Origin of the sequence: Exiguobacterium sp. s70, assembly GCF_018618315.1 — a bacterium.
Lineage (GTDB): Bacteria > Bacillota > Bacilli > Exiguobacteriales > Exiguobacteriaceae > Exiguobacterium > Exiguobacterium chiriqhucha.
Genome location: NZ_JACSLV010000004.1, coordinates 140,475 through 152,496, shown reverse-complemented (window position 1 = coordinate 152,496; position 12,022 = coordinate 140,475). Strand labels below are relative to the sequence as shown.

General features: G+C 52.9%; 12 protein-coding genes and 1 riboswitch. Of the genes, 6 read left to right on the top strand and 6 right to left on the bottom strand.

What is annotated here, in order from left to right; translation table 11 throughout:
• Positions 1 to 75: 75 nt before the first annotated feature.
• Positions 76 to 176, bottom strand: a riboswitch (SAM riboswitch).
• Positions 177 to 349: 173 nt separating this feature from the next.
• The 3 genes from KNP84_RS11000 to KNP84_RS10990 all read left to right on the top strand — a co-directional run bounded on the left by KNP84_RS11000 (position 350) and on the right by KNP84_RS10990 (position 4,598).
• Positions 350 to 1,450 (top strand): AI-2E family transporter, encoded by a 1,101-nt coding sequence (locus KNP84_RS11000; protein WP_021067485.1) that lies wholly within the window; start codon positions 350 to 352, stop codon positions 1,448 to 1,450.
• Positions 1,451 to 1,715: 265 nt separating this feature from the next.
• A complete protein-coding gene (locus KNP84_RS10995) occupies positions 1,716 to 2,960 on the top strand; it encodes an MDR family MFS transporter (protein ID WP_215114797.1) in 1,245 nt (414 codons plus the stop codon).
• A 144-nt stretch (positions 2,961 to 3,104) separates the two neighbouring features.
• Complete coding sequence (locus KNP84_RS10990) at positions 3,105 to 4,598, top strand: peptide MFS transporter (RefSeq protein WP_021067488.1); 1,494 nt, start codon at positions 3,105 to 3,107, stop codon at positions 4,596 to 4,598.
• 49 nt (positions 4,599 to 4,647) lie between these two features.
• Here the strand turns inward: KNP84_RS10990 and KNP84_RS10985 are convergent, their stop codons facing one another.
• A complete protein-coding gene (locus tag KNP84_RS10985; RefSeq protein WP_214837861.1) occupies positions 4,648 to 5,943 on the bottom strand; it encodes a glutamine synthetase family protein in 1,296 nt (431 codons plus the stop codon).
• A gap of 192 nt (positions 5,944 to 6,135) precedes the next feature.
• On the opposite strand from KNP84_RS10985, the gene KNP84_RS10980 reads away from it, so the two are divergent.
• Positions 6,136 to 7,173, top strand: coding sequence for an SDR family oxidoreductase (locus tag KNP84_RS10980; RefSeq protein WP_214714910.1), 1,038 nt, complete (start codon positions 6,136 to 6,138; stop codon positions 7,171 to 7,173).
• A gap of 40 nt (positions 7,174 to 7,213) precedes the next feature.
• Here the strand turns inward: KNP84_RS10980 and KNP84_RS10975 are convergent, their stop codons facing one another.
• Complete coding sequence (locus KNP84_RS10975; protein ID WP_021067491.1) at positions 7,214 to 7,537, bottom strand: YflT domain-containing protein; 324 nt, start codon at positions 7,535 to 7,537, stop codon at positions 7,214 to 7,216.
• 103 nt (positions 7,538 to 7,640) lie between these two features.
• Positions 7,641 to 7,868: a hypothetical protein gene (locus tag KNP84_RS10970; RefSeq protein WP_021067492.1), complete on the bottom strand. Its 228-nt coding sequence runs from the start codon at positions 7,866 to 7,868 to the stop codon at positions 7,641 to 7,643.
• Positions 7,869 to 7,980: 112 nt separating this feature from the next.
• Between KNP84_RS10970 and KNP84_RS10965 the strand changes: the two genes are divergently transcribed.
• Both KNP84_RS10965 and KNP84_RS10960 read left to right on the top strand, forming a co-directional pair.
• Entirely contained in the window at positions 7,981 to 9,039 is a 1,059-nt protein-coding gene (locus KNP84_RS10965; RefSeq protein WP_021067493.1) for a GTP pyrophosphokinase, read from the top strand.
• A 91-nt stretch (positions 9,040 to 9,130) separates the two neighbouring features.
• Positions 9,131 to 9,568 (top strand): MarR family winged helix-turn-helix transcriptional regulator, encoded by a 438-nt coding sequence (locus KNP84_RS10960; protein ID WP_021067494.1) that lies wholly within the window; start codon positions 9,131 to 9,133, stop codon positions 9,566 to 9,568.
• A 101-nt stretch (positions 9,569 to 9,669) separates the two neighbouring features.
• Here KNP84_RS10960 and KNP84_RS10955 read toward each other — a convergent pair whose 3' ends face one another.
• The 3 genes from KNP84_RS10955 to KNP84_RS10945 form a co-directional block, all read right to left on the bottom strand.
• Complete coding sequence (locus KNP84_RS10955) at positions 9,670 to 10,308, bottom strand: class F sortase (protein WP_235045189.1); 639 nt, start codon at positions 10,306 to 10,308, stop codon at positions 9,670 to 9,672.
• Complete coding sequence (locus tag KNP84_RS10950) at positions 10,256 to 11,053, bottom strand: DUF4397 domain-containing protein (RefSeq protein ID WP_021067496.1); 798 nt, start codon at positions 11,051 to 11,053, stop codon at positions 10,256 to 10,258. The genes KNP84_RS10955 and KNP84_RS10950 overlap by 53 nt, the downstream gene beginning before the upstream one ends.
• Before the next feature lie 253 nt (positions 11,054 to 11,306).
• Positions 11,307 to 12,020, bottom strand: a complete 714-nt coding sequence (locus KNP84_RS10945) for a glycerophosphodiester phosphodiesterase (protein WP_021067497.1) — start codon at positions 12,018 to 12,020, stop codon at positions 11,307 to 11,309.
• Between the last annotated feature and the right edge of the window lie 2 nt (positions 12,021 to 12,022).

Genomic DNA, 12,022 nt, shown 5'->3' with positions numbered 1-12,022 from the left:
TAGTCCTCCTATGCAAAAAAACACCCCTTTCCGCGGAAAGGGGTGTCGAGATACGGACGTATTCAAACAACCACCTTTCCATCTCTCAAGGTCACCTTGCTGGAATTAGCACAGTATTGAAACAATCTGTTGCTGAAGCTTCATCGGGCCAGTCCCTCCGCTTCTCTTGATAGAAAGTGTTTTATATGCGATTTGTCTTTTTGTAATATGTCACTTAGTTAACCAAACGTTACCAATCTTGTCAATCCTTTTTTGAAAATGAGCATGTCCTCTTGAATCCCGATAAAAAAACGTTCATAGTGAAAGTGAACGTTATTCTACAAAATTTAAAACATGAGGGGATGGACCTTTGGAATTAAACCGTCAATTGATTTGGAAGTTGAGCGTGATCGGCCTGATCCTGCTCGTGCTCTGGAAAGTCATCAGCGAACCGGATACGATTTCGCAGATGATGCATTATACGTTCCAGTTGCTGACGCCGATTATTATGGGAATCGCCATCGCGCTGCTCCTGAATACCGTCCTGTCCTATATAGAAGAACGGTTTCAACTAAAACGATATCAAGGCTTGCTAATCGTCTATATCATCTTTATCGGGATTCTCGTCATCTCTGCGGTAACGCTGTTCCCACGCATTTATTCGAGCCTCGCCTCGCTCATCGAGGAACTCCCGTCCTATATCCGGCAAATCGACGGGTATCTGTCACAGTTGAACACGTATTTGAAAGAGTATAACGCGACAGTCGCCCAGGCCATCGATTTCAGCCGGTTCGAGGAGCGCTACTCGGGCTGGGTCGAGACGGCCGTCTTGTCGTCGGTCAGCTACGTGTCGAGCTTCACGATGACGCTCATCAACTTCTTGATTGGGATCGTCATCTCGATTTATCTTTTAAAAGACAAAGAGATTTTTGCCCGCATGTTCAAGCGGCTGTTGTATGCGATGTTCCCGGTCGCGTCAGCCAAGACGACGATCGACATCTTCCAAGAGATGGATTACATCTTTAAACGCTATATCATCGGGAAGTCGCTCGACTGCCTCATCATCGGGGTGCTGGCCGTCGCCGGTCTGTTGATTATCGGGGCGCCATACGCGCTTCTCCTCGGCGTCATCGTCGGTGTCTTGAACTTCATCCCGTACGTCGGGCCGCTGCTCGGGATGATCCCGGCGTTCATCATCACCTACTTCTATGACCCGTTCACGGCGCTCATCGTCCTCTTGTTCATCTTCTTGTTGCAACAATTCGACGGACTCTGGCTCGGCCCAAAGATTCTCGGCGACAGCGTCGGCATCACGCCGTTCTGGGTCATCACGTCGATCATCATCGGCGGCAGCCTGTTCGGCCTCGTCGGGATGTTCATCAGCGTGCCGGTCACGGCGATGATTCAAGTCGTGTTCTCACGCTTGATCGACTACCGGCTCAGTCGCAAAAATTTGAATGAATTGTTATGACACATTGATGATTTAGGTTGACACATTTCACAGAAATATCATAATCTTGAAGAGAAGACAGTCCAATGCAGAAAGGAGAGGTACCGATGTCAGTCATTCAACGCTCGCACGTCCAAGTCCATATTGACCGGCAGGCGCCTCTCCGTGATTTGAATCCGTGACGTTCGCCTGCCTTCCGAGGCATGTCTAAGATCGTAGGGACGCGTATGCCTTTGTGCATGCTGCGTCCCTTTTTACATTCCAATAATTAAAGCAGGTGAACCTAATGATTCAATCACTCAAACGACTCGACCGCAATATTTGGATCCGCTTCCTCGGGGAGACGATCACCGGCGTCATGATGTTCATGATCGCGCCGTTCCTTGTCCTCTATTACAGCGACAAGCTCGACAGTTATATCCAGGTCGGTGTCATCATGGCGACCGGTCCGATCATGGCCCTCATCGGTTCGGTCGTCGGCGGACGGCTCGCAGATTTGTATGGCCGCAAACCAATCATGATGATCGCCATCCTCGGCGACGCGCTCGCGCTCGTAGGTTTCGCGTTCGCCGAGACGTTCTGGCCGCTCCTCATTTTGAACGCCATGCTCGGTTTGACGAACTCGTTGTTCCATCCGGCCGCGAGCGCGATGGTGGCGGACGTGACCGAGCCCGAACAGATGAACGAGGCGTTCGGCCTGTTGCGGATGGGCCATAACATCGGGGCGGCGCTCGGCCCGCTCCTCGGCAGCGCCGTCCTGTTCATCGACCGGCAGTATATCTTCTTCTCGGCGTCATTCGTCTTTATCCTTTATGCGCTCGTCCTCGGCCGCTTCATCCGGGAGTCGCTCCCGGAGACGACCGAGGCCGATACACCGTCTAACCGGGACGTCCTACGGGTGTTCTATAACGATAAGGTGTTCCTCGTCTTCATCTTCGCCGGTGTGTTCATCTCGATGGGCTTCTCGCTCATCGAGAGCATGCTGCCGCTGTTCTTGCGCGAGTCGATGCCGTCGTTCACCGACCGTGAAAACCCGTTCGCCTATATGCTCGCCTTGAACGGCATCATGGTCGTGTTGTTCCAGTTCCCGATTGCCTCGAAACTTGGACGCAAGCCATTCGGTAACGTCATGCTCGCCGGGGCGATCATCTTCGGGGTCGGCATGATCTTGATCGCGGTCATGCCGCGTCTCCTCTACTCCATAGGGACACCGTACCTCGTCCTCGTGAGCGTCTTGCTCGCGGTATACGCGTTCTATACGCTTGGCGAGATAATCATGTCCCCGGTCCAACAGACGTTCATCGCCTTGATCGCTCCGGAGAATATGCGTGGGGCCTATAATGGGGCCGCCAGTATCCAATGGTTGATTGGCGGGGTGACGGCTCCGATCATGGCGAGCCTGTTCTTTGACCAGCGGGCCGGACATATCGCCTTAATCCTCGTCGGGGCGGCCAGTTGTGTGTCAGGCCTCATCTACTGGCAGCTCGGACGTCGCGTCAGTGCGGCCGAAGCGAAACAAAAGACGGCTTGACCTATATAAATCACACTGAACCTAGTCGTTTAGTGTGATTTTTTAATTCGTTGCAAATTCGTTAAATTTTGAATATTTGCTTCTATTATTCTTTACAAACATAATGATTCTTTTTATGATAATACGGTTAAGGAGGGATCTTTCATGGAAAGGATCGATAAACAGAAAATTGTGGACAGCGTGCCACAAAAAGGTTTTTTCGGACAGCCGAAAGGGTTGTTCACGCTATTCTTCACTGAGTTTTGGGAACGGTTCTCGTATTACGGGATGCGTGCCATCCTCGTCTTCTACATGTATTACGAGGTATCAGATGGCGGTCTCGGTCTCGACCAGAACGTCGCCTTGTCCATCATGTCGGTGTATGGCGCACTCGTCTACATGTCGGGGGTCATCGGGGGATGGCTCGCTGACCGTGTGTTCGGGACGTCCCGGGCCGTCTTCTTCGGCGGTGTGTTCATCATGCTCGGTCATATCGTACTGTCGATTCCGGGTAGCCTGACGTTCTTGTTCATCTCAATGGCGTTGATCGTCATCGGGACCGGTCTCTTGAAACCGAACGTCTCGAGTATCGTCGGTGATTTATACAATGAGACGGACCGTCGTCGTGACGCCGGGTTCAGTATCTTCTATATGGGGATCAACCTCGGTGCCTTCATCTCGCCTTTGATCGTCGGAGGGGTTCAAAAGAGTTATGGCTTCCATTGGGGCTTCGCGCTCGCCGCGGTCGGGATGTTCATCGGTCTCGTCGTCTTCATGGTCACGAAGAAAAAGAACCTTGGTCTCGCCGGTTCATACGTACCGAACCCGTTGACACCGTCTGAAAAGAAAAACGCAATCAAGTATACGACGATCGCAGTCGTGCTCATCGGTGGTCTGTTGGCCGTGTTGATTCCACAAGGGTTGTTCACGATTAACACGTTCATCGGTCTCGTCGGTGTGTTCGGGATCGCGATTCCGACGATTTATTTCATCGTCATGTATCGCAGCCCGAAAACGACGGAAGTCGAGCGGTCACGGATTATCGCCTATATTCCGCTCTTCATCGCCTCGGTCATGTTCTGGGCGATTCAAGAGCAAGGCGCAACGATTTTGGCCAGTTATGCGGATAAGCGGACCGACCTTGAATTTTTAGGGTTCACGCTGTCACCGGCCTGGTTCCAGTCGCTCAACCCGTTGTTCATCATCATGCTCGCTCCGGTGTTCGCATGGCTTTGGGTCCGACTCGGTGACCGTGAGCCGAGCATCCCGACGAAGTTCGCCTTCGGGATTTTGTTCGCAGGGTTAAGTTTCTTGGTGATCTTGCTCCCGGCCTACTTCGGTGGCCCGGACACGCTCGTCAATCCGCTCTGGCTCGTCCTCAGTTACTTCATCGTCGTGCTCGGTGAGCTCAGCCTGTCGCCGGTCGGTCTGTCGGCGACGACGAAACTCGCCCCGGCTGCCTTCTCGGCCCAGACGATGTCACTCTGGTTCTTGTCGAACGCGGCGGCACAAGGGATTAACGCCCAGCTCGTTCGTTTCTATTCACCAGAGAACGAGATGCTCTACTTCGGGATTATCGGTGGAGCAGCGATTGTACTCAGTATGATTTTGTTCGCTCTCGCCCCGGTCATCAAAAAGTATATGCGCGGGATTCATTAAGCGTAAAAGCCCATTCCTCGGCCGAGGAATGGGCTTTTGTATACGTTGCTTATTTACGGACTTGGATGAGCGACAAGTAGCGGTCGATCAAGTCATGGTTGAAGTAATCATGGAACCGGTCCGACTTGAGCGATTGAATCGACTCATGGAACGTCGCCGGGAGTGACGAGATGCCTTGGCTTTCAATCTGCTTCGCCGAGTACTCGAACAAGTCGTCCTCGTTCGGTGCCGACGGCTCGAGCTGTTGCTCGATGCCCTCGAGTCCGGCATAAATCAATGACGCAAGCGCGAAGTACGGGTTCGCACTCGGGTCTGGGTTACGGACTTCGACGCGCGTCGCGCTTCCGCGGGACGCCGGAATCCGAATCATCGAACTGCGGTTCGACGGGCTCCAACAGATGTTGACCGGTGCCTCGAAACCTGGCACGAGACGCTCGTACGACTCTGGGAGCGGGTTCGTGAAGATAGCCGTTGCGCGGGCATGCTTCAGAATCCCTTCGATGAAGTGACGGGCCGTGAGCGATAGACCGTAATCCGACTCCGGCTCTTCGAATGCGTTTACAGTCGGGTTGCCGTCCTTGTCGTTCTTCCAAACCGAGATGTTGAGGTGCATCCCCGAACCGTTCACGTCACGGAGCGGTTTCGGCAAGAATGACACTTTTGCACCTTTCTCTTGGGCTGCCAATTGAACGATTTCTTTGAAGAACTGGATGTTGTCGGCCGTGTGGAGCGCGTCATCATATTTGATGCCGATTTCGTGCTGGGCCGGTGCGACTTCGTGGTGGACCGCCTCGATGTTGAAACCGACTTCGCTCAAGCGGTTGGCGATATGTTGGCGGACCTCATACCCTTTGTCTTCCGAACGTGTCGAGAAGTAACCCGCCTCATCGTAAAATTCACCATTCTCGTCGAAGATGAAGAATTCCGGCTCAGCGCCGACGAAAATCGAGTAGCCGTCACGTGCAGCCCGCTCGAGGGCATCCTTCAAGACGTTGCGCGGGTCGAACTCGTAACGTTCGCCGTCCGGTGTGCAGACGTCACAGAAAAAGGCGAGAATGCTCTCGTCCCCATCCTGCTCGTAGCGTGGACGATCTAAATCCGGTCTCAAGAATAGGTCTGAGTTTTTGATGGAAGAAAAACCGGCGATGGATGAACCGTCAAACATCGTCTTCCCTTCAAAGACTTCCGGCAACAATTTTGCAGAGAGAGTCAGTAGCTTCAAGTCTCCAAGCACGTCGGAGAAGTACATGTGGATTTGTGTGATCCCTTTCTCCTGAACCGTTTTTTCAATCTCTTCTTGCTTCTTCCTGTTGCCATCCTTGTCTGTTCCGAATAGATTAGCCATGATTCTAAAAAACCTCACTTAAGTTATTTGACAGATCAACACTGTCATGACGTACCTTGCGTACGCTTCTCCTTAAGTCATAACCGACTTTAAAAATTGTTAAACCCCTAATTTTATTCTTTAGGTTGAAAGTGGCTCATTCCGTTGCCACTTGTTATGATGGGGAGAGACTGAAAAGAGAGGAAGAACGCTGTGAATATTTTTATGACCGGTGCGACCGGATTTTTGGGAGGACGGCTCGCCCGCGAGCTGATTCATCGTGGGCATACGCTGTGCGTCCTCGCCCGTACACCTGAGAAAGTGGAGGCGATGTTCTCACGGGACGAACGTCGCTCCATCACTGTCCTGGCCGGGGATTTGACGGCCCCGTTCCTCGGAGCAGACGAGCGGTTCATCACCGACCATGACCGTTCCTTCGACTTGGTGCTCCACATGGCGGCCCTCGTCAAATTCGATGAGGAGCTCCGTGAGGAACTGTTCGAGACGAATTTGACCGGGACGAGACAAGCGCTCGCGCTCGCAAAGGCGCTGCATTGCCCTCGCTTCTTCCACGTCAGCACGGCGTACACGCTCGGAGCACGCGAGGTCGGCGATGAGACGTTGTATGCGACCGACCAGACGTTCCATAATCCGTACGAGGAGAGCAAGGCGCACGCCGAACAGGCCGTCTGGGCGGAACGGGACCACCTCGACGTCTCGATTTTCCGTCCCGCCATCATCGTCGGTGACTCGAAAACCGGTGAGGCCGACTCGAAGTTCACGATGTACGGCTATATGCGCGCCCTCGAGGTGTTCAAGCGCCGCCTCGAGCGCCGTGGGGCACCGGATGGACCGATCCGTCTCCTCGGCTCTGAGACCGGCACGTCGAACCTCGTCCCGGTCGATTATGTGGCCGATGTGCTCCTCGCTGCCATCGAACACGCCAAACCGGACACCATCTATAACGTGACGAACGATGCCCCGCCGCGCAACGTGACCATGCTCGACTATATGAAGCAAGCACTTGCGTTCCCGCACTTGAAGATCACGGAGACGGCGACGTCTTCGCTCAGCCAAGCCGAGCAGACGTTCAACGAGATGGTGAAGGTGTTCAATCCTTACTTGAATCGCGATATCGCGTTCGACGACGCCAATACGAAACGTCTGTTGCAGGACGCTGGGTTCAAACCGCTCGATTTGAACGAACGGTCGCTACGCCGGATCGTGAACGCTTATTACGAGACGAAATGACGAAAAGAGCCGAAACTGACGAGGTCAGTTCCGGCTCTTTTTATGACTTGTCGCAGACGAGGACGATTTTCCCGGCCTGAATCTCTCCTTCGAGCGATTCGACCATCTCTTTCGTCAGACCGAGGCTCTCGAGCTGCTCGATCCGGTCATCCGAATTTTTTGTAAACTTCGACATGAGCGACTCCCACAGCCCTTTTTCAGTGATGCGGTATGGTTGCACACCCGCTTCTGCAGCGAGCCGCACCGTCAATTCTTCATCTCTCGCAAATAAGTAAATGTGCTCGTTGACACATCCCCCTGACACCATCCCGTTCACTTCATGGTCGACCGAGGTCATATCCCGCACGATTCTTGTTTCTAACATATTCATCCTCCTAAACGTCCGCTGATCTATAATCGAATAATATACTATTCCCGAAAAATGAGTCACAAAACCCATTTCGTCCAGCGATTTGAAAAAGAGGGGTTCAAGAAAACGTGGCGCTCCAGTCCTCGATCCCGAAATGGTCGACGATGCCTTGGATGCGGGTCCGTTCGTCCGATTCAGACGACACATCTTCGCGACTGACCCGAACGATATTGATGCCGGTCTGCCAGTCGATCTTTCCAGACCGATAGCCTGCTTGTTGCAACAACCCGGCAACGATCTCGAGCTTCTCGCGCTCGGTCGATTTCAACGTATGGCTCACTCTCATGCGTGACACTCCTTCCCGTTCCAAACCGTATTGTATCATAGGGACGGACAACAGATGCGACACCGATTTCTTTGATGCTATACTACATATAATGAGACAAGGAGTGATGTTGATGCCGAGACAGGATATGAACACGATCATGCTCGACTATATGAATGAGAAAGAAGATTACGAGGCGTTCGCAGCCAAGCTGAAGTTACTCCTCAGCGAGCTGTTGAACGACGCCGGCATCCAGTTCCACTCGATCGTCGCCCGGGCGAAGGAAGCCGAGAGCCTGTATGCCAAATTGTCCCGCAAACCGTATCAATACCGGTCGTTGCGCGACGTCCAGGATTTGGCGGGGATTCGGATCGTGACCTATTTCCACGACGATGTCCGTGCCGTGGCCCAAATCCTCGAGGATGAGTTCCGGATCGACCGCGAACAGTCGATCGATAAATCCACGTTGCTCGACCCGAATGAGTTCGGCTATTTGTCGGTCCATTACGTCGTCGGCTTGAGCGACACGCGGCTCGCCCTCGGGGAGTACCGTCGCTATGAAGACAAAGAAGCCGAGATTCAAGTCCGGTCCATCTTGCAGCACGCGTGGGCCGAGATCGAGCATGACCTCGGTTATAAGAACCCGAACGCCGTGCCACCGGAAATCAAGCGCAGCTTCAGCCGTGTCGCGGGGCTCCTCGAGATTGCCGACTCCGAGTTCGTCAATATCCGCAAACAGTTGCGGACGTTCGAACAAGAGACCGTCGAACGGATCGTCGAATCGCCCGATAAGGTGAGCATCACGCGAGATAATTTGAATTACTATATCGCCAATGACGTCACCGTCGAGAAGCTTGACAACGCCATCTTCCAAAGCGATTGGCTACTCGACACCGACTTGTCGACGATCATCGAACTGACGCGTATGTTCCATTACGCGGAGATTCGCACGTTCCAGGACTTGAGCGACACGCTCGACCTCTACTTCAATCGGGCTATTCAATGTGCGACGCTGTTGCCATCGTCTCTCCTGCCCCGTCAAGGAATGGGTGTCGTCTATGCCGTCCTCGCGAAATTGCTCGCAGAAGGGGATGACCAGCAAATCGAGTTCTTCTTCCGACGCTTCTATCCGGATTTGAAACATTACGACGAGGTCATCCAAGAACTTCGTACCCGCGAAGAGCCATCATAACTTTACAGACTTCATGTTTTTGTTGTAGAATGTTTTTATGTTCTGAAATATATGCAAATAATGATATTTTATGTAGGAGGTATTCTTGAGGATGACAACACCTGTACAAACAGCATCCCGCCGTCAGCTCGTCGCCGATGCTGAGCGAGGGATTCGCATGAACTATCGCGGAGTGAAAAAGAACCTCCGGTCGATGTTCTCACAATACTTGACGCGAAACGAATTTTTCATTCTCCGCTCGCTTTGTCAAAACAGTCCTCAAATCGCCTCGGCTCTATCGAACGAGTTCCAATTCTCGGCTTCGATGATTACCGCTCTCGCGGATGAACTCACGAAAAAAGGGTTGATCTCCCGTGAACGCAGCGAACGTGATCGTCGTGTCGTCGAATTGCAAGCGACTGAAGAAGGCCGTGCCTTGTTCGAGACACTGGAAGACATGAAAATCGAGTATTTGATGGACGTGTTCACCGATTTCTCAGATGACGAATTGATTCTTCTGTCAAGACTGCTTGACCGAATGGACGCATAAGAACGACTGGGCCGATTATCTCGGCCTGGTCGTTTTTTGTTTCGCCACGCTACAACAAAAAAACCGAGTGTGGTTGGACCACACTCGGGTTCATTCTTGATTTAAGACTTGGCGATCGCCGTGACGACGATTCGGTCCCGGTATCCGTACTCTGGGTCATAAGGACCCGCACAAGTGATCAGCTGGAGCCGTTCCGCCTGTGTCGCCGCAAAGATCGAGGCGAGCGGGACGTCTTCGAGCCGATACCGTTCGACGGAAACGACTTCATACGCGATTGCCTTTTTGCCACGCTGGAGCGTCACCGATTCTCCGAGGCGTAAGTCGCCAAGGTTCGCGAAGATGGCCGGACCACTGAGGTCATCGAGATGACCAGATAGGACCACGTTTCCGGTCGCCCCTGCTTTCGCCCCGTACCGATACCAGCCGACCTCATCTGTCTCCGTCGGGGTATCCATCCGGTCGAGTCGGTCTTTCCCGACCGGTTGGATGACCGCGTTGACATCAATTGACGGAATCTTCAGTCGTTTTGGGATGAATGTGTCGGTACGGAATGACTGCCGATCAATTTCGGTCGCTGCTAGGACGAGCGGTTCGGCGAAGCCGACCGTCGTCAATTTCGCGTCCGCATCCGGTGCGTCTGCGCCCGGTGCAATCATAAGGAACGATAACGTTCCGATGAAGAGTAGTTTAAGCGTCTTGCTTCTGACGACGAAAGACGTAGAAGCCAGCTGCTGCTGCACCAAGAACCGCTGCTGCGAGCAACCAGTTCATCGATGCTGTCTGAGCGAGACCACCTTGACCTGTGTCAGGTGCTCCAGCCATTTCCCCACCGTCTGCTGCGAGAAGGACTTCAAACGCTGGTTCGCCTTCAAGGAGTCCGATGGCGAATGCCGTGTAGTTTTTACCGCCTTCGAGAGCGACACCGTCAAGTGCCTTCACGACGTCAGTCGCGCCGGCCGGACGAACTTCAAGGTCATACGTGCCAGCGTCGAGTGTACCGTAGTCACTTACTGCTTTGAACTCGAGGTTCGAGAAGAGTGGGTCGCCGCCTTTAGGAGCGACATCGACTGCCGGTGCGTCAGGTGCGAAGTGAGCGACGCGGACTTTCGATTTTCCATCTTCGAAGTTCGCATCGTCTTCCATTGCTGCGATCTCGATGTTTTCAAGTTGACCAATTGCTGCCGCTGTGTAGAATTTTCCTGCTTCGATTGAGAGGTCTGCCGCAACGACGACCGTCTCTGCATCACCAGCTGGCTTGATTTCCACGTTGTAATCTCCAGCCGGGAGAGTCAAGTAGTCTGTGAGCGCTTTGAACTCTGCGCCTTCGACCGCGACTTCACCATTGACGTACACATCTACTGCAGGTGCGTCAGGTGAAGCGTGGAGTACACGTACCATCGCGTTCTCGTGTCCATCTGCACTGACCGGCACGATGAGTGCGAACGCCAAGGCGAGTGTACCAAGTAAAGACATCAATTTCTTCATGTGAAATTTCCTCCTTTTTCTGCTTGGGTTGACCGATTGACTGTATACAACAAGTTTGATACGGTGCTGCAATGTGTGCTACATCTGATTGCTATGTAGCTGGTGACATCTTAAATTTAAGACAACGGAGCAACGGCGTAAAGGTGACGGTGTGCTCTCAATATGCCGCTCAGCACATTTGAAAGAAACCGCTTTCTTTACATTAACCACACTTCCCCTTCCCTATTGTTTAAAAACCCCGTAACGCGTAACGTTACGGGGTTGAATGTGCTTTTGCCCAGTCGATGTCATTTACGAACACCGCATCGACGCCGAGTTGACTGAACCGCTCTAGGTCGTGGACTGTTTTCACGGTATAGGGACGTACGGAGAGACCTTCGTCCTGAAGATGAAGAATCTCTTCATCGGTCATCGTCAGGACATTCGGATGAACGGCGGTCGCGCCGACTTTCTTGCAATATGCGACGAGGTCATAGAGCGGTTGTGCCAACAATACGGCACACTCAATTTCTGGCGCCAATTGGTTCAAACGCTGGAGCGTCGAATGGTTAAAAGAAGAGAACATGACTTGTCCAACTGGAAGACGCTGGTTTCGAATGGTGTCAATCAAGAGTTGTTCAATACCAGGATACCGCTCGATATCCGTCTTGACCTCGAGATTGAGGACCATCGATGTCCCTCGGCACAGATCGATCAGTTCGTCTAACGTCGGAATCTGTTCTTGGATAGCGAACGTGACACCGGCATTATAGCCTCGCAGCTCCGATAAAGTCATATCGGCGACACGTCCACGCCCATCTGTCGTCCGATTGATCGTCTCATCGTGGATAAGGACGAGCTTTCCGTCCTTTGTCATGTGCACGTCCGCCTCAATCCCATCGCTTTGTGCTTCGAGTGCGGCCCGGAACGCCGTCATCGTATTCTCCGGATGATGGGCCATCACCCCTCGGTGCGCGAAAAGTTTCATTC